The organism is Mesonia hippocampi, assembly GCF_014197445.1.
Classification (GTDB): Bacteria; Bacteroidota; Bacteroidia; order Flavobacteriales; family Flavobacteriaceae; genus Mesonia; species Mesonia hippocampi.
Map to the genome: position 1 here is coordinate 95,697 of NZ_JACIFO010000005.1, position 23,384 is coordinate 119,080.

At 33.9% G+C, this 23,384-nt stretch carries 23 protein-coding genes; 16 read left to right on the top strand and 7 right to left on the bottom strand.

The features are described 5' to 3' along the window. Positions 1-98: 98 nt before the first annotated feature. Positions 99-551: a DUF4442 domain-containing protein gene (locus tag GGR32_RS07115; RefSeq protein WP_183477503.1), complete on the bottom strand. Its 453-nt coding sequence runs from the start codon at positions 549-551 to the stop codon at positions 99-101. A 208-nt stretch (positions 552-759) separates the two neighbouring features. Between GGR32_RS07115 and GGR32_RS07120 the strand changes: the two genes are divergently transcribed. From GGR32_RS07120 to GGR32_RS07140, 5 genes are all read left to right on the top strand, one after another. Beyond that, positions 760-1,104, top strand: a complete 345-nt coding sequence (locus GGR32_RS07120) for a PadR family transcriptional regulator (RefSeq protein ID WP_183477504.1) — start codon at positions 760-762, stop codon at positions 1,102-1,104. Continuing rightward, positions 1,097-2,794 carry a PspC domain-containing protein gene (locus tag GGR32_RS07125; protein WP_183477505.1) on the top strand — a complete coding sequence of 566 codons (1,698 nt, stop codon included), beginning with the start codon at positions 1,097-1,099 and terminating at the stop codon, positions 2,792-2,794. The genes GGR32_RS07120 and GGR32_RS07125 overlap by 8 nt, the downstream gene beginning before the upstream one ends. A gap of 30 nt (positions 2,795-2,824) precedes the next feature. After that, complete coding sequence (locus GGR32_RS07130; protein ID WP_183477506.1) at positions 2,825-3,553, top strand: head GIN domain-containing protein; 729 nt, start codon at positions 2,825-2,827, stop codon at positions 3,551-3,553. Positions 3,554-3,590: 37 nt separating this feature from the next. Next, the gene (locus GGR32_RS07135; protein WP_183477507.1) at positions 3,591-4,994 is read left to right on the top strand and encodes an alpha/beta hydrolase family protein; all 1,404 of its coding nucleotides are present in this window, start codon (positions 3,591-3,593) and stop codon (positions 4,992-4,994) included. Between the two features lie 66 nt (positions 4,995-5,060). Further along, positions 5,061-6,524, top strand: a complete 1,464-nt coding sequence (locus GGR32_RS07140; protein WP_183477508.1) for a sodium:solute symporter — start codon at positions 5,061-5,063, stop codon at positions 6,522-6,524. A gap of 813 nt (positions 6,525-7,337) precedes the next feature. Here GGR32_RS07140 and GGR32_RS07145 read toward each other — a convergent pair. Further along, positions 7,338-7,757 (bottom strand): nucleoside-diphosphate kinase, encoded by a 420-nt coding sequence (locus tag GGR32_RS07145; RefSeq protein WP_183477509.1) that lies wholly within the window; start codon positions 7,755-7,757, stop codon positions 7,338-7,340. A 217-nt stretch (positions 7,758-7,974) separates the two neighbouring features. Here GGR32_RS07145 and GGR32_RS07150 point away from each other — a divergent pair, with 217 nt between their 5' ends. The 4 genes from GGR32_RS07150 (at position 7,975) to GGR32_RS07165 (ending at position 11,818) form a co-directional block, all read left to right on the top strand. Continuing rightward, the gene (locus GGR32_RS07150) at positions 7,975-9,003 is read left to right on the top strand and encodes a DHH family phosphoesterase (protein ID WP_183477510.1); all 1,029 of its coding nucleotides are present in this window, start codon (positions 7,975-7,977) and stop codon (positions 9,001-9,003) included. Beyond that, the gene (gene gldI, locus GGR32_RS07155; RefSeq protein WP_183477511.1) at positions 8,993-9,538 is read left to right on the top strand and encodes a gliding motility-associated peptidyl-prolyl isomerase GldI; all 546 of its coding nucleotides are present in this window, start codon (positions 8,993-8,995) and stop codon (positions 9,536-9,538) included. The genes GGR32_RS07150 and gldI overlap by 11 nt, the downstream gene beginning before the upstream one ends. A 6-nt stretch (positions 9,539-9,544) precedes the next feature. After that, complete coding sequence (locus GGR32_RS07160) at positions 9,545-10,594, top strand: peptidylprolyl isomerase (RefSeq protein ID WP_183477512.1); 1,050 nt, start codon at positions 9,545-9,547, stop codon at positions 10,592-10,594. A 99-nt stretch (positions 10,595-10,693) separates the two neighbouring features. After that, positions 10,694-11,818 carry an esterase-like activity of phytase family protein gene (locus GGR32_RS07165; RefSeq protein WP_183477513.1) on the top strand — a complete coding sequence of 375 codons (1,125 nt, stop codon included), beginning with the start codon at positions 10,694-10,696 and terminating at the stop codon, positions 11,816-11,818. A gap of 13 nt (positions 11,819-11,831) precedes the next feature. On the opposite strand, the gene GGR32_RS07170 is transcribed toward GGR32_RS07165, so the two are convergent. From GGR32_RS07170 to GGR32_RS07185, 4 genes are all read right to left on the bottom strand, one after another. Continuing rightward, positions 11,832-12,611, bottom strand: a complete 780-nt coding sequence (locus GGR32_RS07170) for a DUF6503 family protein (RefSeq protein ID WP_183477514.1) — start codon at positions 12,609-12,611, stop codon at positions 11,832-11,834. A 191-nt stretch (positions 12,612-12,802) separates the two neighbouring features. After that, positions 12,803-13,501 carry a YiaD family glycine zipper/OmpA-like lipoprotein gene (locus GGR32_RS07175; RefSeq protein ID WP_183477515.1) on the bottom strand — a complete coding sequence of 233 codons (699 nt, stop codon included), beginning with the start codon at positions 13,499-13,501 and terminating at the stop codon, positions 12,803-12,805. Between the two features lie 17 nt (positions 13,502-13,518). Further along, entirely contained in the window at positions 13,519-14,001 is a 483-nt protein-coding gene (locus GGR32_RS07180; RefSeq protein WP_183477516.1) for a lipocalin family protein, read from the bottom strand. Positions 14,002-14,100: 99 nt separating this feature from the next. Beyond that, complete coding sequence (locus tag GGR32_RS07185; RefSeq protein WP_183477517.1) at positions 14,101-16,107, bottom strand: alpha-ketoacid dehydrogenase subunit alpha/beta; 2,007 nt, start codon at positions 16,105-16,107, stop codon at positions 14,101-14,103. 133 nt (positions 16,108-16,240) lie between these two features. Here GGR32_RS07185 and GGR32_RS07190 point away from each other — a divergent pair, with 133 nt between their 5' ends. From GGR32_RS07190 to GGR32_RS07205, 4 genes are read left to right on the top strand one after another with little or no spacing between them, the layout of a single operon-like run. Continuing rightward, complete coding sequence (locus tag GGR32_RS07190; RefSeq protein ID WP_183477518.1) at positions 16,241-17,197, top strand: isopenicillin N synthase family dioxygenase; 957 nt, start codon at positions 16,241-16,243, stop codon at positions 17,195-17,197. A gap of 4 nt (positions 17,198-17,201) precedes the next feature. Further along, positions 17,202-17,531, top strand: coding sequence for a translation initiation factor (locus tag GGR32_RS07195; protein ID WP_183477519.1), 330 nt, complete (start codon positions 17,202-17,204; stop codon positions 17,529-17,531). Positions 17,532-17,556: 25 nt separating this feature from the next. Continuing rightward, positions 17,557-18,423, top strand: coding sequence for a nucleoside phosphorylase (locus tag GGR32_RS07200; protein WP_183477520.1), 867 nt, complete (start codon positions 17,557-17,559; stop codon positions 18,421-18,423). Next, entirely contained in the window at positions 18,424-19,275 is an 852-nt protein-coding gene (locus GGR32_RS07205; RefSeq protein WP_183477521.1) for a substrate-binding domain-containing protein, read from the top strand. Positions 19,276-19,501: 226 nt separating this feature from the next. On the opposite strand, the gene GGR32_RS07210 is transcribed toward GGR32_RS07205, so the two are convergent. After that, positions 19,502-20,167: a uracil-DNA glycosylase gene (locus GGR32_RS07210; protein ID WP_183477522.1), complete on the bottom strand. Its 666-nt coding sequence runs from the start codon at positions 20,165-20,167 to the stop codon at positions 19,502-19,504. Positions 20,168-20,214: 47 nt separating this feature from the next. Between GGR32_RS07210 and GGR32_RS07215 the strand changes: the two genes are divergently transcribed. Genes GGR32_RS07215 through GGR32_RS07225 form a run of 3 tightly spaced genes read left to right on the top strand, consistent with a single transcriptional unit; the run spans position 20,215 to position 23,377 of the window. Next, a complete protein-coding gene (locus GGR32_RS07215) occupies positions 20,215-22,398 on the top strand; it encodes an endonuclease MutS2 (protein WP_183477523.1) in 2,184 nt (727 codons plus the stop codon). Continuing rightward, on the top strand, positions 22,395-22,811 hold the full coding sequence (locus tag GGR32_RS07220) for a thiol-disulfide oxidoreductase DCC family protein (RefSeq protein WP_183477524.1): 417 nt from the start codon (positions 22,395-22,397) through the stop codon (positions 22,809-22,811). The genes GGR32_RS07215 and GGR32_RS07220 overlap by 4 nt, the downstream gene beginning before the upstream one ends. Further along, positions 22,811-23,377, top strand: coding sequence for a pseudouridine synthase (locus GGR32_RS07225; protein WP_183477525.1), 567 nt, complete (start codon positions 22,811-22,813; stop codon positions 23,375-23,377). The genes GGR32_RS07220 and GGR32_RS07225 overlap by 1 nt, the downstream gene beginning before the upstream one ends. The last annotated feature ends 7 nt before the right edge of the window (positions 23,378-23,384 follow it).

The following is a 23,384-nucleotide window of genomic DNA, read 5'->3' on the forward strand; positions in this document are numbered from 1 at the left end:
CAACGATTTTTAAAATTTCACCTAAAATAATCAAAACAAAACAAACAGCAAACTTAATTTTATTAAAAAACAATATAAAATACTGTTAATACGTAAAATTACTTAGACTTTAACGTCCATTTAAAAGAAAAATTGGCTACTTGGTCTCCACCCTCATCTATACCAACAGCGTTAAGCCAACAGGTTTGCCCTTGCTTAGTTATTACCGCTTTATTAACGGCTTCTCTTAGCGCGTCTACATCGGTACACGAAAATGTTATTACACCTTTAGCTTTTTTGGTAAATTCAGCTTTGTTTTCTTTTACCAACATCGATATTTTTTCTGATTTCTTTGTGATTTCTTGCATCACTAACACGCCTGTAGAAAGCTCAGCCGCCATTGCTTGAACAGCAAAATACATCGATTTAAACGGATTTTTATTTATAAAACCATAACGCACCTTTACCTCTGCCCTAGTATTTGTTATAGCCACTAAACGTACACCACACCACCATGCAGAAGGCAATTTAAAAAATATGTAAGCATTAACTTTCCGAGGTGTAAACTTCATATCGATTATTTTATTCTAAATGTAAGTTATTTCCAGTAACTATTCAATAATTATTACTGATAAAAACCATTAAAAGTTAAAATAACGTTAAATTAAAGTACTTTGCATTGCATAATACCTTTCTAAAGAAATATATTTGCATAAGAAAATAATATAGTATACCTAAACCTATGCTATTAGCTTTTCTAAAAAGCTTTAAAACTGAATTATGAAAATAGAAAATACAAAAGCTCAAATGCGCAAAGGTGTCTTAGAATACTGCATTCTATCGGTACTAGAAGATAAAGACGCTTATGTTGCAGAAATCTTAACGAGCTTAAAAAATGCTAAAATGCTTGTGGTAGAAGGTACTATATACCCTTTGCTTACTCGCTTAAAAAATGCAGAATTACTTAGTTACCGTTGGGAAGAAAGCTCTAGCGGCCCCCCTAGAAAATATTATAGTTTAACCCAAAAAGGAAAAGAGTTTCTTACGGAGTTAAGCCTTACTTGGCAAGAATTACAAGATGCAGTAAGCACCATTACCAACCAGAAAAACAACAACCATGAATAAAACAGTCAACATAAACTTAGCAGGCGTTTTTTTCCATATAGATGAAGATGCTTACCTAAACCTAAATAATTACCTCAAAGCCATTAAGGCTTCCTTAGCTAACGATTCTAGCAAAGAAGAAATCATTCAAGATATCGAAGCCAGAATTGCTGAGCTTTTTACAGAAAAACTAAATAACGCCCAACAAGTGGTTAACAACACACTTGTTGAATCTATCATCGAAATCATGGGGCAACCAGAAGATTACCAAGTAGATGAAGATATTTTTGAAGAAGAGTATAAAAAAGAAAAAACTAAAAAAACTCCTAAAAAACTGTTTAGAGATACCGACAACGGAGTATTCTCTGGGGTTTGTGCTGGTTTAGGACATTACTTTAGTATCGATGTTGTTTTTGTACGTATTATCTTAGTTCTACTAAGCATTTCTAGTTCAGGAATTTTTGTTTTCATTTATATTTTACTTTGGATTTCTGTTCCCGAAGCAAAAACTACCGCAGAAAAACTCCTAATGAAAGGCAAACCCATCAACATTAGCAATATTGAAAAAAAAGTGCGAGAGGGTTTTGAGCAGGTTTCAGAGAAAGTTAAAGATGTTGATTATGAAAAATACGGAAATAAAATAAATAAAGGATTTAAATCGACTACTAAAGGAGTGGGTAATCTTGTCTCTTCTGGTATAGAAATTATTGCAAAATTAATAGGTGCTTTTATAATTTTTATCGCTGCAAGCACCCTAATTAGTTTACTATTTGTTTTGGTTGGCGTTCTGTTATTTAACCTCTCGAAAGCAGATTGGGTTACTTATGTAGAGACCGCTAACATTGGGGTTCCTCTATGGGTTGGCTCGCTTATCTTATTCTTTTTTATTACTATTCCGTTCTTTTTCCTTTTTACATTAGGACTAAAAATGCTTAGCAAACGAGCAAAATCTATTGGGAGACCAGCTAAAATAAGCCTAGCTATTATCTGGTTAATCGCCTTGTTTTCTCTTATTTATTTAGGCGTTAGACAAGCTTCGGAATACGCCTTTGAAGCAAAAACGTCTAAAACCATAAGTTTACCTATCATAGAAAATGATACGCTACATGTAAAAATGAAAGATTTTATTCACTCAACATGGCATTCTGACAATAATTACTCAATAGTTATCAACCAACAAGACGAAAAGGTTATTTATTCAAAAGATATCCGTTTATTTACACGTAGTACAAATAAAAAATCACCTTATTTAGAAATTGTAAAGTCAGCAAAAGGAAGCAGTTTTAACAAAGCAAAAAAAACAGCCGAAAAGATTTTGTACACAACAACTTTTACAGAAAACACCTTACAGCTAGACAACTTCTTAACTACAGCGGTAGAAAACTCATACCGAGATCAAGAAATAGACCTCTACTTATATATTCCAGAAAACATCATTGTTTATTTTGATAGTAATACAGCGTATTTTAACGAATATGACCGCCAACTAAACGATATAAATTTACGTGGATACGAAGAAAAATACATACAAATTTTAAAACATGATATACGCTGCTTAAACTGCTTTGATAAAACCAAAATAGAAGAAACAGAAGTAGAAAAAGAGAAAACGTTCTCTAAAAACACTACAGAAAATACCACAGAAAACAAAAATACCAAATGGTATTCTGACCAATTACAAACAGACACTAAAACCACAGAAAATCATTAATTTAACTTATTAACCCCTAAAACAACAATTATGCAAACCGCTTTCACTAAACTATTTCTACTTATAGCAACAGTTCTCTTTGGGGTTTCCTGCTCCACTTATACCATTAAAGGCAATGGAATTCTAAAACAAAAAGAATTTTTACTTCCGCAAGAAATCAACGAACTAGAAATTGGTAACGGTTGGAATGTTGAACTGATAAAAGGCACTGAAAACAAATTAATAGTTACTACAGATAAGAACATTCTAGAACTTTTTAAGTACGAGTTTAAAGAACACAGCTTAAACATAAGCACACTAAAAAAACAAGGCTTAATAAAAGCTACTAAACGCAACATAACTATTTATTACACAGGTAATATCGATGATATCGATGTAAGTAGCGGCGCCTCACTTAGCAGTAAAGATATACTTAACCAACGCAAATTAACCTTAGATATTAGTAGTGGTGCAGATATAATCCTTGAGCTAAAAACACAATATACATCGGTAGAAGCTTCTAGCGGCGCCAATATAAACTTAGAAGGAACCATAGAAAATTTAAAAGCTGAAGCAAGTAGCGGAGCTACTATAAAAGGAAAAAAACTAGAAACACAAACCCTTGATGCAGAAGCCTCATCTGGCGGAAACATAAAAATTGGAAAAGTACATGACAAAATAAAAGCATCGGCATCGGCCGGAGGAAATATAAAATACGGTGGAAATCCTAAAAAAACAGAAATAGAAAAGTCTATTTCAGGAAATATTAGTAAATTTTAGCCTTAAATTAAAGCTAAACTTTTCTAACACCAACACAATGAAAAAATATTTCCTATACATTGCGTTATTCCTATATACTTGCCCCAATATAATGGGGCAAACTCTTTCTGGACAATGGTCTGGAAAAATTAATTTTCAAGGAGCTCAACTCAGGCTTGCTTTCACCTTTTCGCAATCAGAAGCAGGGAAACTTCAGGCTACAATGAGCAGCCCAGACCAAAGTGTATACGACATCCCCGCAGATAGCGTTTACTTTGTAAATGATAGCTTAAAAATCGCTGTAAACCAATTTGGCATTACCTATCAAGCTAAAAAAACAAAGCCAACCAAATTTAATGGCGTTTTTGAACAAGCTGGTTTTAAACTTCCATTAGAACTTAATTTTGATGCCATTCCAACTTCAAAAAAAGAAAAACCACAAACCCCAAAACCTCCCTTTTCTTATCAAGTAGAAAACATCACTTTTCCTAACAATAAAGAAAATTTTAAGCTTGCAGGAACACTTAGCTTACCCAAAAACAAAACCAATTTACCCGCAGTTATTTTAATTAGTGGTAGCGGAAAACATAACCGAAACCAAGAAATTTTAGGACATAAACCTTTTTGGGTAATTGCAGATTACCTCACCAAAAACGGCATCGCGGTTTTACGATTTGACGATAGAGGTGTTGCAGAATCTGAAGGAAATTTTGACGATGCCACTTCTAAAGATTTTGCTAACGATGCCGAAGCTGCATTTAATTACCTGCGTAACAGAAAAGAAATAAATTCTAAAAAAATAGGCTTATTAGGGCATAGTGAAGGCGGAATAATTGCTCCCATAGTTGCGCTAAATAATCCCGATGTAGCTTTTATGGTTTTGCTTGCAGCACCTGGATTATCTGGAGACGAAATTTTACTACTTCAGCAAGAATTAATAGGAAAGGCCAACAACATCAACCCAAAATCTTTAAAAAAGCTCATACAAACCAACCAAAAACTTTTTGAAATCGTAAAAACCACCGATGACAAAGAGTTTCTAAACCAAAAACTTACCGAAACATTAAAAACACATAGCGATAAGCTAAACGTTTATAACATTAACGAAAATAAATTTATCGATAACAGCATAAAAGGACTCACTACACCTTGGATGAAGTTTTTTTTAAGCTACAATCCGGCTCCTACTCTACAAAAAATAAATTGTCCTGTTTTTGCACTTAACGGGGAAAAAGATATCCAAGTTCCTGCAAAAGAAAATTTGGCCGCGATAAAAAATGCCTTTGCTAAAAATAAACAAGCAAAGCTCACCCTAAAAGAATACCCACAACTAAACCACCTGTTTCAAGAATGCAACCTTTGTAATTTAACCGAATACGGACAATTAGAACAAAGCATTTCTCCTATAGTTCTAAAAGATATTACCCAATGGATTTTAAAACAAACCTCTAAAAAATATTAATTTAGCATCCTAAATTGCCTTTTACAACAACCCGTATTTTAATTTTATTATAAACTACAAGAAAACATGAGTCCTAGCTTTATTTTACTTCTTATTGCACTCTATTTTGGTGTATTACTATTTATCGCTTACTTAACAGGAAAAAAAGATAGTAATGAAGTCTTTTTTAAAGCCGAAGGAAAATCACCTTGGTATATTGTAGCCTTTGGGATGGTAGGTGCCTCTTTATCTGGCGTCACCTTTATATCTGTTCCTGGCTGGGTAGAGAGCTCTCAATTTAGCTATATGCAAGTTGTATTAGGCTATTTAGTTGGTTATTTTGTTATTGCTTTTATCCTCCTTCCTATTTATTACAAATTAAATGTTACTTCTATTTACCAATACTTAGAACAACGCTTTGGGAGTGTAAGTTATAAAACAGGAGCCTTTTTCTTTTTTATTTCTCGTGTACTAGGAGCTTCTTTCAGGTTGTTTTTAGTAGCCACCGTATTGCAATATTTTGTATTCGATGCTTGGGGAGTTCCCTATGCCATCACAGTAATAATCTCTATTGCCTTAATTTGGGTTTATACGTCTAGAGGCGGCATAAAAACTATTGTATGGACAGATACTTTACAAACACTTTTTATGCTAAGCGCGGTATTTATAGCTGTATTTATTATAGGAAAAGAACTAGGCTGGAGTTTAGAAAATGCCTTATCTCAGCCTGAGCTTAAAGCCTACACAAAAACTTTTCATTTTGATGATTTTTTAACTAAAAATTATTTCTGGAAAGCATTTTTTGGAGGTATGTTTATTACTATTTGCATGACAGGACTAGATCAAGATATGATGCAAAAAAACCTTACCTGTAAAAGTTTAACCGATGCTAAAAAAAATGTACTCTCCTACAGCTTGGTATTTGTTCCTGTAAATTTACTATTCCTATTTTTAGGAGCAATGCTATTTATCTATGCCAACCGAAACGGAATAGAACTCCCTATGTTAGACGGAAAAGCAAAGGCAGACCTCCTTTTCCCCGAGATTGCCTTAAACCACGGACTTAGCATTTGGCTAGGTGTATTTTTTATATTAGGCTTAATTGCCGCAGCATATTCTAGTGCCGATAGTGCGCTAACATCGCTCACTACAAGTTTTTGCGTAGATTTTTTAAACATCGAAAAAAAAGAAGCCAAAAAACAAACCAGCCTGCGAAAAAAAGTTCATATTCTAATAAGTATTATCCTTGTTTTGGTGATTATAGCCTTCAAATATTTGTTAGATGCCAGTGTAATTGATGTTCTTCTAAAGGCTGCAACCTACACCTACGGCCCTATACTAGGTCTTTTTGCTTTCGGTATTTTTACCAAATATAAAATAAAAGATAAATGGGTTTGGTTAGTTGCATTAATTTCTGTTGGTATAAGTGCTATTTTAGGTAATATTCCCCCGACATACCTAGGCGGATATGTTTTCAATTATGAGCTTCTTATTATAAATGGTGCTATAACATTTACGGGTTTATGGTTTTTAAAAATAAAAGATTGTTAAAATGTTATTTTCTTGTAACTTTAGCGTAAATTTATCGTCTACTAATTAGAGTTAATTTAGTTAGTATAATTGAAAAGTAACCAAATTTTTTCATAGTTGATGGTTAGTGTCTTATTTGGTTATTATAAAGCCCATTTTATATGGGCTTTTTTTATGGATTAACCTGAAACTTTATCTTATAATTTGAGATAATGGCTTGTTCTTTCGCAATGAAATTAAAGTACAGACATCTCACCCTAGAAAATATTTGTGCGGTAGTAAAGGGCTTTATTTCTTTCTGATAAAAGTTACTTTATTTATTAAGTTTGAATTAATCTCATAAATAACAACAACTTTTATATATTCAATTCCTCTTCTTCCTATAACTTCCTCTTAATCAATAACTTTATTATCAAATACAATTCTATTTTTAATTGATGCTTTAAGTTTAGGGGAATCACTAAACACTTCAAAATAAACGGTTTTTAATTCTTCCAACCCATTTAAAAAGGGGTTTCTTTATTAAAATTGTATATCTTAATGTCGTTTGAATAAAAAGATAAAAATTCATTCAAACTCCTTTGATTATAGGCTTTTAATTGATTTTCAACTACAGCCTCTGGAGTTTTATTTATTTTTAACATAAGTTTTAAAAAATGTATTACAACGCCCTAACAGATATGGCGATTTACCTTGAAGTTATCTCTTCAAATTTTAACTTTTTACTAAGCTGATAAAAAATTAAGCTTGCTTAAACAAAATGAAATAGACTAAATCAAAAAAAAAGAGGCTGTTTGGTTAAACAGCCTCTTTTAAATTTTTTAAGTATAGCAATTAAAATTGCTCTCTTCCTGCAAAATGAAAAGCAGCTTCTATTTCTGCATTTTCATCACTATCACTACCATGAACAGCATTCTCTCCAATTGAAGTTGCATATTTTTTACGGATAGTTCCTTCCGCTGCTTCTGCTGGGTTTGTAGCGCCTATTAAGGTTCTAAAATCTTCCACCGCATTTTCTTTTTCTAATACAGCAGCAACAATAGGACCTCTGGTCATAAATTCTACTAATTCTCCAAAAAACGGACGCTCTTTATGTATTGCATAAAATTGTTCTGCATCATTTTTTGTCATTTGCGTAAGCTTCATAGCAACAATACGAAATCCTGCAGTTGCTATTTGCTCTAAAATTGCTCCGATATGTCCGTTTTCTACAGCATCGGGCTTTATCATGGTAAAAGTTCTTTTTCCTGACATGTTTATTTTATTTTTTTGCAAAAATAAATAATTCTATTTCATTTACAAGTTTTTAAAAAAATCTCTACATTTCTATTAAAATTTTAAATTTACCTGAAATATACTTCAAAGGCTATTTTTTAATTTTTAGGCTATATGTATAGAGAATCTTACTTTAATTTTCCTATAGAAAACATATAATTGGCTGTAATTTGAAAAAAGCATACCTTTATCGGCTATGACAAAAGAAAATTACACAGCACTTAAAACGCTTCTCTCACAGCCTCAACAAATAACGCTTGTACCACACCAAAACCCAGATGGCGATGCCATAGGGGCATGCTTAGCTTTATTCTTTTTTTTATCTCAAAAAAAACATCTCGTAAAAGTTATCGCTCCTAATAATTATCCAGATTTTTTAAAATGGATGCCAGGGTCTGAGGAAATTGTTTTTTTTGAAGATAATCCAAAAGAAGCTACTGAGTTTATAGAAAACAGCAAGCTTATATTTACGTTAGATTTTAATAGTTTTTCCCGTATAGGGCAAATGCAACAATGCCTTGAGTTGCAAAAAAACAGCGCTACTTTTGTGATGATAGACCACCATCAATCACCCGATGATTATGCAAAATTCTGTTATAGTGATGTAAGCATGTCTTCTACTTGTGAAATGGTTTATCATTTTATAGAAAACCTTCGCGAGACAGCGAGCATCAATAAAGAAATAGCCACTTGCCTATATACAGGAATTATGACAGATACAGGCTCGTTTAGGTTTCCTGCTACAAGTAGTACCACACACCAAATTATAGCAAAGCTTATTGATAAAGGAGCTGAGAATAGTAAAATTCATCAACAAACCTTAGACAATAATTCTTACAATCGCATGCAATTATTGGGAGTAGCACTAAATAACTTAAAAATAATCCCAGCGTTGCATACAGCCTATATTACTTTATCTCAAAAAGAATTAGACGATCATCACTTTAAAAAAGGTGACACCGAAGGTTTTGTAAATTATGGTTTAAGTATAAAAGGCGTAGTTTTTGCCGCTATATTTATAGAAAACACCCATGAAGGAATTGTAAAAATATCCCTGCGCTCTAAAGGGAATTTTGATGTAAATAGCTTTGCTCGTGAACATTTTAATGGCGGCGGACATATTAATGCAGCTGGAGGAAGGTCTCAGAAATCTTTAACTGAAACCATCGTTTATTTTGAAAAAACAATAAAGAATTATAAATTGCTGCTTACAGATGAAAACTAAAATTTTATTATTATTCTCTTTTATATGTATACTCGCTTGCAAAAGTCCAGAGCCCAGAAAACCTGTTGTAAAAAATTCTGGATCATTTATAAGAGAATCGGTAAATAGAAATAAAAAATTAATAGAAAAAGAAGAAAATCAAATCTTGTCTATTATAGAAAAAGATACCGCGCAAACCTACCATGCATCCTCTAATGGATTTTGGTATACCTATCATAAAAAAAACAATCAAGATACTCTCCAAGCCCATTTTGGCGATGAAGTAATTTTTGAATACAACATAAGTACGCTTGATGGTACTCCCATCTACACCACAAAAGAAATAGGAACACGTTCCTATGTAATAGATAAAGAAAATGTGTTTAACGGACTTCGACAAGGCCTAAAACTAATGAAAGAAGGCGAAACAGCAACTTTTCTATTCCCTTCGTATAATGCTTTTGGCTACTACGGAGACAATAACCGTATAGGCACAAACGTACCTATAAAAACCACCATTACCCTAAAAGATATTAAACCTCAACACATAAATTAAAACAACATGAAAAAAACAAAACTTTTACTTCTTTTAAGCGTTGTACTTAGTGCTTTTGCTTGCCAAAAAGATTTATACCCAGAACTAAACGACGGTATCTATGCAGAATTTGATACTAACCAAGGAAAATTTGTAACCGAACTATACTACAAAGCAACACCGCTTACCGTTGCTAATTTTGTTTCTTTAGCAGAAGGAAATAACTCCCGTGTAGATGAAAAGTTTAAAGGGAAAAAATATTACGACGGACTCATATTTCACCGTGTTATTGATAACTTTATGATTCAAGGAGGAGATCCTACAGGAACTGGAAGTGGCGGTCCTGGTTATAAATTTCAAGATGAATTTGTTGATAGCTTAAAACACGACACTAAAGGGATTTTATCTATGGCAAATGCAGGCCCAGAAACCAACGGAAGTCAGTTTTTTATTACCTTAAAAGCTACTCCGCATCTTAACGGAAGGCATACCATATTCGGAAAAGTAGTAATAGGACAAGATATAGTAGATAAAATAGGAAAAGTTAAAACACTAGAGCGCGATAAACCTGTTGTCGATGTGGTAATTAATCATGTAACTATTATTAGAAAAGGAAAAGAAGCAAAAGCTTTTGATGCCAATAAAACTTTTGAAGAAATTACTGCAAAAATAGAAGAAGAAAAAAAGCTTGCAGAAGAAGAACTTAAAAAGAAACTTGAAAACTTAACTAAAGATGGATTTGAAAAAACATCTAGTGGTTTGTTTTATAAAATAACAAAAAACAATCCTGAAGGAAAAAAACCAACACGCGGAAACGAAGTAGAAGTACATTATACAGGAAAATTAACCGATGGTACAAAATTCGATTCTTCGGTAGATAGAGGAAAACCTTTAAAATTTCCAGTAGGCACAGGACGTGTAATTGCTGGTTGGGATGAAGGTATTATGCTTTTAAAAGAAGGAGAAAAAGCCACTTTTATTATCCCTCCTCACATTGGATACGGAGAACGTAACGTAGGCCCTATCCCTGCAAACTCAACTCTTATCTTTGATGTAGAATTGGTAAAAGCTTACTAATAAAACAACTTCATAATTTCAAGGTTACTTAATGTATAATTAGGTAGCCTTTTTTATTTTTGACTTTTTATATGGTCACAAAACATAAAATATTGCCAGATGAGAAATGCAAAGTCTTTACACTTATATTTAATATTTATAATCACCATTAGTGTTTTTGGCAGTTGTACAAGTACACGCATTGCAAAAAACGCTGATATTCAAATAAAGTACCTAGACGAATATGTAATCCCAGACAACCTCAGCTACGAAAACACAAAAGTAGGCGGACTCTCGGGGATAGACTTTGATGGAGAAAAATATTACGCTGTTGCCGATGACCCTAAAAACCCTAGATTTTACACCCTAAACATCGCTATTGAGCATAAAAAAATAGACAGTGTCTATATCACAAAAGTAACCGAAATTAAAAACGATAAATCACCACTAAAAGAACATTGGTTAGACTTAGAGTCCATTCTATACCACCCAACATCTAAAAGTTTTACGCTATCTAGCGAAGGTTCTATAAACAGAAAAAAAGACCCAAGTATTTTTAATATTAATGAAGAAGGCAAATTCAATTATTTCTATAATTTACCGGAATATTTTTTTACTACATCAGAAAATCATCCTCGAAATAATGGTGTTTTTGAAAGCTTATCGCATGGTATAAATCCTAACATTATATGGACAGCAACCGAGCTCCCTTTAATCCTAGACGGGCCAGCACCAAAACTATACAAAACAAAATCTCCCGTACGTTTTACTGCTTTTGACAGAAACAAAAAAAAAGCAATAGCGCAATACACATATCCGCTTTTACAAATAAAAAAAATACCTTTTCTACCTTTTGCCGTAAGTGGTGTTACCGATATTTTAATGTATGATGAAAATAGCTTTTTTGTTTTAGAAAGAGCTTATTCTGCAGGACATAAAAACCACGGAAATAATGTTTATCTATTTCTAGCAAACAAACAAAAAGCTTCTAATACACTTGAAGAAGTTACGCTAAAAGGAAAATTAAACAAAAAAATAATTCCTATGGAAAAACAGTTGTTACTTAATTTTAAGCATATTAAAAAGCAACTTACCAACAAACAAATAGACAATATTGAAGGAATTTGCTACGGACCAACACTCCCCAACGGAAATAAAACCTTACTTGTTATTGCCGATGATAATTTTAATGCTTACTCCAAACAACTTAATCAAATTATTTTATTGGAGCTTGTTTCTAAATAATAGCTTAGCAAAACTATTTACAAGAAGTATTTAACTGTTTAATTTCAACATTTTCAATAGCATAATTCGCTACTTTTTCTACTTCTGTTTTTTGGTAGGCTATTAACACTTTTGATAAAGATTCTAAAGGTTTTTTCAACCTATAAACATCAAAATTTGCTAAGGTAAAACCATCTATTTGTACTGTGCTTTTTACAACTCCCAAATAAGTTTCTCCCTGAGCATGATAACTGATAAATTTCAAGTGCTTGGTATCTTTTTCCAACCAATATAAAGCATTTTTTACTTGTATATTATCTGGTTTTCTTACCTGAATTACTTCGTATGTTTTTCCTTTAAATACTTCGTCCTCCAAATACGTTTTAAAAACCCGTTCTTTTGTTAAACCATAAGGTACAAAAGGCAAATAGTTTACGGTTTTTAAAGCCAAAACACGCTCATCTATTTCGTTTTGAGGCAACTGTATAGTCTCTCCGTTTTTATAATGCTTAAACCCTGTATTGGTATAAACATCTTTGTACACATCGCCATATTTTTTATAATAATGTTCGTACTTAAATAAATTACAATTACGCTTTGTTATGTATTGCTCCCCTTGGTAATTAAAATGGATTTCTGCTGTTGCCAAATTTTTATTCGTTGAAGAAGATAGGCTTTGATTGATTATTTCCTCTGCTTTTTCTATAGAATGACTTTTTGAAAAAGACTTTTTACTTTCTGGTTGGCAAGCATATAGTAATATACTAGAAACCAACCCAAAGATGAGTTGTTTTTCTTGTAAAAAAAACTTCATAGTTTATTATTCTTTAAAACAATATAGCTTGGTTAGCGGCTATTGATGATGGTTATTCTGCCGCAAATATACTTGTAAAGTATAGATATACAAACCTGTTTTTATAAAATCAAGAAGTCTTTGTTATAAAAAAGAAGCATTTCAAATAAAATTGAAATGCTTCTTTTTAACCTTTTTAATAAAAGATACTATTAGTTTGTTTTGCGCTCTGCTTCTTTTTTAAAATCTTCGTTTGCTACAATAGCTAATTCTACCCTTCTGTTTTTAGAACGTCCTTCGGCTGTAGTATTATCATGTTTAGGTTGCGTTTCGCCATACCATTTTGTAGTAAAACGGCTTGAGGCTAAACCTTGACCTACAAGATAATTTGTAACAGAATAAGCTCTTTTTTCTGATAAGCTTAAGTTATATTCTGCTCTTCCTGTATTATCTGTATGTCCTTCTACCAATACGTTGGTGTTTGGGTATTCTTTAAAAATTTTCACTAGCTTGTTTAATGTCTCTTGTGATTTTTGATTCAATTCGTGCTTATTGGTTGCAAAGTACACCCCACTATTTTCATCAAAAGTAACACTTATCCCTTCTCCTACACGGCTAACTTCTGCTCCTGGAATTTCTTCTTCAATAGCTTGCGCTTGCTTATCCATACGGTTACCAATATAAGCTCCAGCAGCACCTCCTACAACCCCACCAACAATAGCTCCTAAAACAGAGTTTCCGCCATCGCCAACATTATTTCCGATAACACCTCCTAATACGGCGCCACTTGTTGCTCCGATTGCTCCTCCTCGTTGCGTGTTGTTTGTATTTTTTACAGCCTCACAGCTAGAAAAAATAAAAGCCATGGCTAGAATTGCTACAAGTGGTTTTTTCAAAAAAATAGATTTCATTATAGTATAGTTTTTAGTTATATAGATTTAGAAAAATTAAAACGAATTGTAAAAGGTTTTCCTTCAAAAGATACTGTTTGTTCCCAAACCATATCTGTATCGGTTAGACGTTTTAAACTTAACCGAAAACCTTTGCTTGTTTTTCTTGCGTTTTCTCCTTCTGCAACGGGTTTGAGTAAGAAATCATAAAGCCCTGTATTGGCGTCTATTTCTTGTACACTCCATACAAAATTACGTAAGCCTTCTGAGCATTTATTCCCATAAATAGTATATACCCCTTTATTATTGTTAGGAACAAATTTCCAAGTAGAATTTCTAAAACAATTTGTTGGAGAATCTTCAAAAAGCACCACGTCTACAAACCCAGAACTTCCTGGATAGGTGATGTTGTTTAATGTCCACTCGCCTTTAAATGTTCGTGTTGCTTGGCGTTCTATTTTTGTAGTACCGCAGGCAGCCAAAACCAATATGACAACGGTTGCTAAAATTGCTTTTTTCATAACTTATTTATTAATTTGGGTTAGTTATTCTTCTTCAAAAATACATATTTAAGAAATATCAGAAGTTTATTCTTCTTATTTTTAACTCTTTTTATGAAGTTAAAATGCTAGTAATTTTAGCAAAGTTTCCTCTAAACGCTTCTTTCCTAAAAAATCGGCTTCCAATGAAGCTTCAAACGGCACTGGCGTATCTAAACTTCCTACCCGACACACAGGAGCGTCTAAATGTGTAAAACAATTCTCGGAAATTAATGCTGAAATCTCCGAAGCAATTCCTCCAAACATGGTATCTTCTTGTACAATAAGTACTTTTCCTGTTTTTTTGACAGTTTTATAGATTGCTGCTGTATCTAAAGGTTGTAAACTGCGTAAATCGAGTACATCTGCTTTTATTTCTGGATGTTTTTCTAGTACTTCTAGTACCCAATGTATTCCCGCTCCAAAGCTTATGATACTCAATTGTTCTCCGCTTTTTAGTAAAGCCGCCTTTCCTATAGGCAAATTGTAGTAATTGGTAGGTACTTCTTGACGGATGCTTCGGTAAAGTGCTTTATGCTCGAAAAACATAACTGGATTAGGGTCTTGTATTGCTGATATTAATAAGCCTTTAGCATCTACAGGAAATGCAGGATAAACAACTTTTAATCCTGGAGTTTTAGTAAACCAAGCCTCGTTGGTTTGGCTGTGAAAAGGTCCTGCTCCTACACCTGCCCCACAGGGCATACGTACAACTACATCTGCGTTTTGATTCCATCTATAATGTACTTTTGCTAAATAATTTACAATAGGATTAAATCCTGTTGAAACAAAATCTGCAAATTGCATTTCAACAACAGCTTTCATTTTATTAATAGATAAGCCCATCGCTGCAGAAACAATTACCGACTCACAAATAGGTGTATTGCGCACACGATTTTTCCCGAATTCTTCTACAAAATTCTCGGTAATTTTAAACACCCCTCCATAATCGGCAACATCTTGCCCCATAATTACCAACTCGGGGAAGTTTTGCATACTTTGCTTTAATCCGTCCGAAATGGCATCGATAAAACGGAGTTCTTTTGTATGTTGGCTAGGCGCTTCCTCTTTAAGAGTATATGCCGCATATACATCATTTAATTCTGTTTCTATATCGGAAGCTATTTGTGGTAAAGCATCTGCCTTTTTTAAGTGAGTATTTATTTCATTTTTTAAGGCTTTTCTTAGTTTTTCATCCTCGGTTTCTGTCAATACTCCTTCTGCAATTAAATACTTTTTAAAGTTTTCTACAGGATCTTTTTTTGCCCACATTTCCATCAAAGAATCAGGTACATATTTTGTTCCACTAGCTTCTTCGTGCCCTCGCATTCTAAAGGTTTTAAACTCTATAAGCACAGGTCTTGGATTTTCTCGTAAATCCGATGCTATTTCGTTAACCTTGGTATAAACTTCTATAATATTATTCCCATCGATAACATGGCCTTCCATCCCGTAGCCCTTAGCTCTATCTACTAGATTTTCACAAGCATATTGCTCATTGGTTGGAGTAGATAACCCATAACCATTATTTTCTATACAAAAAACAACGGGTAATTTCCATACCGAAGCTACGTTTAAGGCTTCGTGAAAATCGCCTTCGCTAGTTCCTCCTTCTCCCGTAAAAACAGCGGTAATTTTTTTCTCTTGCCTAAGTTTATGGGCCAATGCTATTCCATCGGCTACTCCTAATTGTGGTCCTAAATGAGATATCATACCAATAATACGATATTCTTGAGTTCCGAAATGAAAACTTCGGTCTCTACCTTTAGTAAAGCCATCGGGTTTTCCTTGCCATTGGGCAAATAGTCTATACAAAGGGATGTTTCTTGTGGTAAACACTCCTAAATTTCTATGCATCGGCAATACATATTCATCTTTCTGTAGTGCTGCTGTTACCCCAACCGAAATTGCCTCTTGCCCTATTCCACTAAACCATTTTGATATTTTACCTTGTCGTAAAAGAATCAACATTTTTTCTTCTATCAACCTAGGTTTAAGTAACTTCTTGTATAACATCAACTGTTCCTCTGATGCTAACTGCCGAGCTTGGTAAGTTATATTTTGCGCTTCTTCAAGTGCAGACTCCATATTTTTAAGTTTTAGTATGTATCAAATTTAAACAATTTTAACGCTTAATAACATAATTTACAACCTTTGGCTTCTTAAATAATTACTTTATTTTGGTTAACTTTGTTTTTATACCTTAAAATACAACTATATTATGGCACTTACCAATATTCCCAGTGTAGATTTAGCAGACTTTTTGTCGGAAGACCCAACACGAAAACAAAAATTTGTACAAGAAATAGGAACCGCCTATGAAGAAATTGGTTTTGTGGCTTTAAAAAATCATTTTTTAACTGATAAACTTACCGAAGAACTTTATAAAGAAGTAAAAAGCTTTTTTGATTTACCGCTGGCAACCAAAGAAAAATATGAAATTGAAGGTCTAGGCGGGCAACGCGGATATATCTCGTTTGGAAAAGAACACGCAAAAGGAAAAAAAGAAGGTGACTTAAAAGAATTTTGGCATTTTGGACAAGAACCAGATGAACATGCTAATTTAATAGAAGAATATCCTGAAAATGTTCAAGTAAAAGAGCTACCTAACTTTAATAAAACAGGAATGGAAGCTTACCGTGAATTAGAAAAAACAGGAATCTATGTTTTACGTGCACTTGCATTATATATAGGACTAGATGAGCATTACTTTGACCATTGGGCTAGCAATGGCAACAGTATTCTACGTCCAATACATTACCCACCAATTACCACCGAGCCTAAAGGAGCGGTAAGAGCAGGAGAACATGGAGATATCAACCTGATTACGTTGCTTATGGGCGCCTCTACAGGTGGGCTTCAGGTAAAACGCAAAGACGGTGTTTGGATAGATGCCATTCCGCAGGAAGACGAGCTGGTAATTAATGTAGGCGATATGTTGGAACGCCACACCAACAACAAGCTCCGCTCTACTATCCATAGGGTAGTAAATCCCCCTCGTGAGCAATGGGGAAAACCGCGTTATTCTATACCCTTTTTTATGCACCCGCGTAGCGACATGAAGCTTAATTGCCTAGAAGAGTGTACTGATGAACACAACCCGAAACAATACGATGATATTACAGCAGGTGAATTTCTTCATCAACGTTTAGTGGAAATTGGACTGATAAAAAAATAAAAAGATGGATTTAAAAGATCAACTTCAACAGCTTTTCCCTGACCATAAACCTGAAGAACCAAAAATACAAGAACAACCAGAAACAGGAATTTGGCTACAAGATGAGCCTTTGTTATGTAAATACGAGAAACGAAAAGGTAAACCTATTACCATTATTGAAGGATATACAGGTGCCGATACTGATTTTAAAAGCTTAGCCAAAGAAATAAAAACAAAATTAAGCGTTGGAGGTAGTTTTAAAAACGAAAAAATTATTATTCAAGGAGATTACCGCGATAAAATTATGGAATTGCTAAAAAACAAAGGCTTCCAAGTAAAACGTGTAGGCGGATAATTTTCTAATACAACAAAATCAAACCATGCAAATTAAACCCTCCGAACTTATTTTAAATCCAGATGGTAGCATTTATCACCTCAATTTAAAACCCGAGCATCTTGCTAACACCATTATTACTGTTGGAGACCCCGATAGAGTTAAACAAGTAACTCAATACTTTGATTCGATAGAATTTAGTACCCAAAAAAGAGAATTTCATACCCAAACTGGCTACTACAACAATCAGCGTATATCTGTAATTTCTACAGGAATTGGCACCGACAATATCGATATTGTATTTAATGAACTCGATGCATTGGTAAATATAGATTTAGAAAAACGTATTCCTAAAAAACAACTTACCTCGCTAACCATTATCCGCGTAGGAACTTCTGGAACAATACAAAAAAACATTCCTACCAATGCCTTTTTAGCAGCAGAAAGTGCTGTTGGATTCGACTCGCTTCTTCATTATTATCAAAGTGATGCGATACAAAACAAAGCCCTTAACCAAGCGCTAAGCAATCAACTCAAGCACCTCAGCAAAAAAGCAACTCCTTACACTGTTGATGCCGATAGCACATTGCTCGCTAAATTTAGCAAACATCCTGCTATGCACACAGGTATAACCGCTACAAATGTAGGCTTTTATGCACCGCAAGGCCGAGTTTTAAGAGCCCCTTTACAAGACGCTAATTTTATGGAAAATCTTGTTTCTTTCCAGCATAATAATCGGCGTATTACAAACCTAGAGATGGAAACCAGTGGTATTTATGGCATGGCAAAATTACTAGGCCATAAAGCTTTATCGCTTAATGCTATCGTTGCCAATAGGGTTACAGGAGAGTTCGCTATGAACCCTACCAAAACCGTCAATCAATTAATACAATTTACCTTAGAGAATTTATAAATGAAAACAATACGAGTAGGTGGTGTACCCGAACACTTTAACTTTCCTTGGCATATAGCACTTAATGAAAATTTATTTAACAAACACAATATAAATCTTGTCTGGAAAGATTTTTATGGAGGCACAGGAGAACTTAGCCAAGCACTAGCTAATAAGGAGATTGATATTGCACTCATGCTAACCGAAGGTTGTATCCAGCAAATTAATCAAGGGAAAGATTTTAAAATTATTCAACAATATATCGCTACCCCTTTAATTTGGGGAATCCATGTAGCACACCATTCAGAGTATAAAAATTTAGCCGATTTAAAAAATACTAAAGCAGCCATTAGCAGGCATGGATCTGGTTCTCACTTACTCACCTACCTACTTGCTAAGCAACTAAATTGGGATACCGAAAAGCTTCAATTTGAATTGGTAAAAAATCTTGACGGAGCGTTACAAGCTTTACCAAATAACAACGCCCAATACTTTATGTGGGAACATTTTACCACAAAACCCTATGTAGACAATAATACTTTTAGGCGAATTGGAGATTTCCCCACACCATGGCCTTGCTTTGTAATTGCTAGCAGAACTCCTTTTTTAGAAAACAATATACCCGATGTTTCTAACATATTAGAAATTATAAACAACATTACCCAAGACTTCAAAAATCGTAAACAGATTGCAGCCGTTCTTGCAGAAAATTACCAGCAAGATATCGAAGATATAAAAGAATGGCTTCTAAAAACAGAGTGGAGCCAAGAGCAAATTACACTAACTAATGTTGAAAAAGTTCAAGAAGAATTGTTTGACTTAGGACTTATAAACAAAAAACTCCCTAACCAAGAATTTATTACCTATTTATAAAAAAACACTTATTTATCATTGCGTTAAAATAATATTATTTTAACGCAACCTTTTTAGTAAAGTTTCCTCTAGTAGGTAGAGACACTAGAGAAAACCAAACCTTATGTATATTTTTTTTATTATATTAATTTTACTACTAATTGTAACAGGACTGCTGTTTGCCTTTAGCAAAAATAAAGTAGATCCTTCTGAAGAAAAAAACAAGTATTCTACTACCAACAAGTAATCACCAAACTATCCCTTTATGATGATGCTGTTGCAAATAGGCATTTGTTTTACTAAAATGTTTATTTCCAAACCAATATCCCCTATTTGCACTTAAAGGCGAAGGATGCCCAGAGGTTAGTACCAAATGTTTTTCTGTATTTATTAATTTTGATTTACGTTTAGCATAACCTCCCCATAATAAAAAAACAACATGTTCTTTTCTAGCCGAAATAGCTGAAATTACAGCATCGGTAAATTGCTCCCAACCTTTATTTTGGTGACTCCCTGCTTGATGAGCACGTACTGTTAAGGTAGCATTTAAAAGCAACACGCCTTGTTTTGCCCAACGTTCTAAATTGCCATTAGCAGGAGGAGTTTGCTTTAAATCTGTTACTATTTCTTTAAAAATATTTACTAAAGAAGGAGGACTTGCAATCCCATCTGGAACAGAAAAACTTAATCCATGTGCTTGCCCAACACCATGATATGGATCTTGCCCTAGAAGAACAACTTTTACATCTTCGAACGGGCAGTAATTAAAAGCCGAAAAAATAGCTTCCCCAGAAGGGTAACATGTATGCGTAGCGTATTCTCTTTTTACAAAATCAGCTAAGGTTTTAAAGTAAGGTTTAGCAAATTCGGTTTTTAACTGTTCATTCCAACTCTCATGTATGTTTAGCTTCATAAATAAAATGATTAAATTTGCACGCGCACGAAGGTACAAATTAAACTATGATAAAAATAAACCAAAAGACCTTAATTGATTTAGAGTTTCCTACAATCTGTACGCAATTAAGCGAACATTGTATAACCGATTTAGGTAAGAAAAAAGCTTTAGCTAGCGTTCCTTTTTCCAATGAAAATGATACACTAATAGCACTAGATCAAACACAAGAGTATAAAAAATCGGCCTTAGAGGATGCTCGCATTCCAAATCATGGGTTTGATAGCGTTACAGAAGAAATTAAAATTTTAGCCGTAGAAAACACAATACTCGAAATACGCAGTTTTAGAAAAATAGCACAGCTTTCGGAAACAGCCAATACTCAAATTTTATTTTTCAGAAAACATAAAGCTCTTTATCCTAATTTATTTCAACGCACAGACGAAGTTTATTTTACCACCGCGCTTATCGAAAAAATACAGCAAGTAATAGATAGGTTTGGAGAATTACGCAACAATGCCTCGCCACTTTTACAGCAAATACGCAAAAATATACACGAGTTTAATGCGAAAATAAATTCGAGCTTTACCAATGCTATGAGTCGCTACCACCAAGCTGGTTATCTCGACGATATTAAAGAAAGTGTGGTAGAAAACATCAGAGTACTTGCCGTAACAGCAATGCATAGACGAAAAGTTAAAGGGAGTATTTTAGGCAGCTCTAAAACAGGAAGTATTGTATACATTCAGCCAGAAACCACCTTGCAATATAGCCGTGAACTAAACAATTTAAAATACGAAGAAAAAGAAGAGATTAAACGTATTTTAAAAGAGCTTACCGAACATATTCGTCCGCACAGGTTGTTATTGAAATCCTATCAGGAATTGCTTTCCGACATAGACCTCATCGCTGCAAAAGTAGCTTATGCCAACCGCATAAAAGGCATTATGCCTAAAATTACCACAGAGCGCGTTTTAGAATTAAAAGAAGCTTACCACCCACTATTACTATTAAACAATTTAAAGAAAAACAAAACAACCTTCCCGCAAGACATTTACTTAAATCCAGAAAACAGAATTATTGTAATCTCTGGTCCTAATGCAGGAGGAAAAAGCATCACACTAAAAACCATTGGTTTATTACAAGTTATGCTACAAAGCGGAATGCTAATACCTGTACACCAATATACACGCATGTGTTTATTTAGCAATATACTTACAGATATAGGAGACAATCAAAGCATCGAAAATCACTTAAGCACCTATTCCTATCGCTTAAAAAACATGAAGTATTTTTTGCGTAAATGCAATGATAAAACCTTGTTCTTAATCGATGAATTTGGTACAGGGAGCGACCCCGAACTTGGTGGTGCTTTGGCAGAATCTTTTCTTGAAGTTTTTTACGAAAAGCAAGCCTACGGGATTATTACCACACATTATGCCAACTTGAAAAAAATGGCGCATGAAACACCTGGAATAAGTAATGCCAATATGCTTTTTGATTCGAAAACCCTTGAGCCTAAATTTCAGTTACATCTTGGGGAGGCAGGAAGCTCCTTTACGTTTGAAGTTGCCCAGAAAAACGGAATCCCATACAGCTTAATAAACCGAGCAAAAAAGAAAGTAGAACGCGGAAAAATACGTTTCGATAAAAGTATTGCCAAACTACAACAAGAGCGCTCTAAACTTACCAAAACCAACGAAAACCTAAAAAAACAAGAACAACATACGGTCGAGGAGCAAAAGAAGTTAGAAAAAACCAATGCTAAAATCCAGCAAAAACTAGAAAACTATCAAGAACTCTACGACACACACCAAAAATACATTTATTTAGGCCAGAAAATAGATACTTTAAACGATAAATTCTTTCAAAAAAAGAATAAAAAAGAACTAATCGCAGAATTTTTAAAGCTGGTAGCTATCGAAAATGCTAAGCGTAAAAAAGTTACCAAAAAACAGAAACAAGCCCAAAAAGCACTAGAAGAAAAAGTAAAAAAAGAAGCAGAACAAAAAGTAACATTAATACGAGAAAAAAAGAAAGAGGAAAAAATAAAAGAAGCCCAAAAACAACAAGAAGAAACCATAAGAAAAATACAATCTTTTAAAATAAATGACCGTGTACGATTAATAGACAGCAAAGCAGTTGGCACGATTGATAAGATTGAAAAAAACATGGCTACCGTAAATTATGGTATGTTTACCACACTTGTAGCCTTAGATAAATTAGATTTAGTACAACGCGCAAAATTATGAGTAACATTCCCGAAAATAAACAAATTATCCTCTTTGATGGGGTTTGCAACCTTTGTAATTCCTTTGTAAACCTTGTCATTAGGCAGGACAAAAAAGACAGGTTTAGATTTGCTTCTTTACAAAGTGAAATAGGAAGAGAACTGATAGAAGAACGCAACCTAGACCCTGATAAACTAGACTCTATCATACTTATTAATCCTGGAGTAGCTTATTATTTAAAATCGACTGCGGCTTTACAAATAGCAAAACATCTTTCTGGTGGCTATAAACTACTTAGTTACTTTAGTTTTTTACCAGAAAATTTCCGAGACTTTATCTATACTTATGTTGCCAACAACCGGTATAAATGGTACGGTAAAAAGGAACAATGCATGCTTCCATCGCCAGAAATAAAAGCCAAATTCCTAGAATAATGAGACACCAACATTTTAAACTGTTTAAACCTTACGGATATTTAAGTCAATTTATCACTAACCAAAAACAGGCTAGAAAAAAGAAAATGCTGGGTGAACTATTTCCGTTTCCTGATGGAAGTATGGCTGCTGGACGTTTAGATGAAGCTTCCGAGGGATTGCTTTTGGTAACTACCTGTGGGAAAACCAGTGCCAAAATAACGGGAACAGGAATGGAGAAAGAATATTATGCCCAAGTAGATGGCGTAATTACCGACACCGAAATAAATAAACTGAAACAAGGCGTTAACATAAGTGTTGAAGGGGAAAACTACCTTACTAAACCTTGTAAAGCTAAACGCATAGCTACACCTACTCTACCTATACGTGCAAAAAAAATAAGAGATGAACGCCATGGTCCTACCAGTTGGGTAAGCATTTGTTTGCGTGAAGGAAAATACCGCCAAGTAAGAAAAATGACTGCTGCTGTTGGTTTTCCTACACTGCGTTTGGTTAGGGTAAGGATTGGCAACTTGCATATAGAAAAAATGCAAGCTGGCGATGTGATAGAAGTTCCTGAAATATAAAACCAAG

Bases quoted from the DNA above. Each gene is read 5' to 3' on its own strand.
- GGR32_RS07125 (WP_183477505.1), top strand. From the start codon at position 1,097: ATGAATAAAACAGTCAACATAAACTTAGCAGGCGTTTTTTTCCATATA.
- GGR32_RS07140 (WP_183477508.1), top strand. From the start codon at position 5,061: ATGAGTCCTAGCTTTATTTTACTTCTTATTGCACTCTATTTTGGTGTA.
- GGR32_RS07180 (WP_183477516.1), bottom strand. From the start codon at position 14,001: ATGAAAAAAGCAATTTTAGCAACCGTTGTCATATTGGTTTTGGCTGCC.
- GGR32_RS07145 (WP_183477509.1), bottom strand. From the start codon at position 7,757: ATGTCAGGAAAAAGAACTTTTACCATGATAAAGCCCGATGCTGTAGAA.
- GGR32_RS07170 (WP_183477514.1), bottom strand. From the start codon at position 12,611: ATGAAGTTTTTTTTACAAGAAAAACAACTCATCTTTGGGTTGGTTTCT.
- GGR32_RS07190 (WP_183477518.1), top strand. From the start codon at position 16,241: ATGGCACTTACCAATATTCCCAGTGTAGATTTAGCAGACTTTTTGTCG.
- GGR32_RS07130 (WP_183477506.1), top strand. From the start codon at position 2,825: ATGCAAACCGCTTTCACTAAACTATTTCTACTTATAGCAACAGTTCTC.
- GGR32_RS07160 (WP_183477512.1), top strand. From the start codon at position 9,545: ATGAAAAAAACAAAACTTTTACTTCTTTTAAGCGTTGTACTTAGTGCT.
- GGR32_RS07205 (WP_183477521.1), top strand. From the start codon at position 18,424: ATGAAAACAATACGAGTAGGTGGTGTACCCGAACACTTTAACTTTCCT.
- GGR32_RS07135 (WP_183477507.1), top strand. From the start codon at position 3,591: ATGAAAAAATATTTCCTATACATTGCGTTATTCCTATATACTTGCCCC.
- GGR32_RS07120 (WP_183477504.1), top strand. From the start codon at position 760: ATGAAAATAGAAAATACAAAAGCTCAAATGCGCAAAGGTGTCTTAGAA.
- GGR32_RS07210 (WP_183477522.1), bottom strand. From the start codon at position 20,167: ATGAAGCTAAACATACATGAGAGTTGGAATGAACAGTTAAAAACCGAA.
- gldI (WP_183477511.1), top strand. From the start codon at position 8,993: ATGAAAACTAAAATTTTATTATTATTCTCTTTTATATGTATACTCGCT.
- GGR32_RS07115 (WP_183477503.1), bottom strand. From the start codon at position 551: ATGAAGTTTACACCTCGGAAAGTTAATGCTTACATATTTTTTAAATTG.
- GGR32_RS07215 (WP_183477523.1), top strand. From the start codon at position 20,215: ATGATAAAAATAAACCAAAAGACCTTAATTGATTTAGAGTTTCCTACA.
- GGR32_RS07150 (WP_183477510.1), top strand. From the start codon at position 7,975: ATGACAAAAGAAAATTACACAGCACTTAAAACGCTTCTCTCACAGCCT.
- GGR32_RS07220 (WP_183477524.1), top strand. From the start codon at position 22,395: ATGAGTAACATTCCCGAAAATAAACAAATTATCCTCTTTGATGGGGTT.
- GGR32_RS07175 (WP_183477515.1), bottom strand. From the start codon at position 13,501: ATGAAATCTATTTTTTTGAAAAAACCACTTGTAGCAATTCTAGCCATG.
- GGR32_RS07185 (WP_183477517.1), bottom strand. From the start codon at position 16,107: ATGGAGTCTGCACTTGAAGAAGCGCAAAATATAACTTACCAAGCTCGG.
- GGR32_RS07165 (WP_183477513.1), top strand. From the start codon at position 10,694: ATGAGAAATGCAAAGTCTTTACACTTATATTTAATATTTATAATCACC.
- GGR32_RS07200 (WP_183477520.1), top strand. From the start codon at position 17,557: ATGCAAATTAAACCCTCCGAACTTATTTTAAATCCAGATGGTAGCATT.
- GGR32_RS07195 (WP_183477519.1), top strand. From the start codon at position 17,202: ATGGATTTAAAAGATCAACTTCAACAGCTTTTCCCTGACCATAAACCT.
- GGR32_RS07225 (WP_183477525.1), top strand. From the start codon at position 22,811: ATGAGACACCAACATTTTAAACTGTTTAAACCTTACGGATATTTAAGT.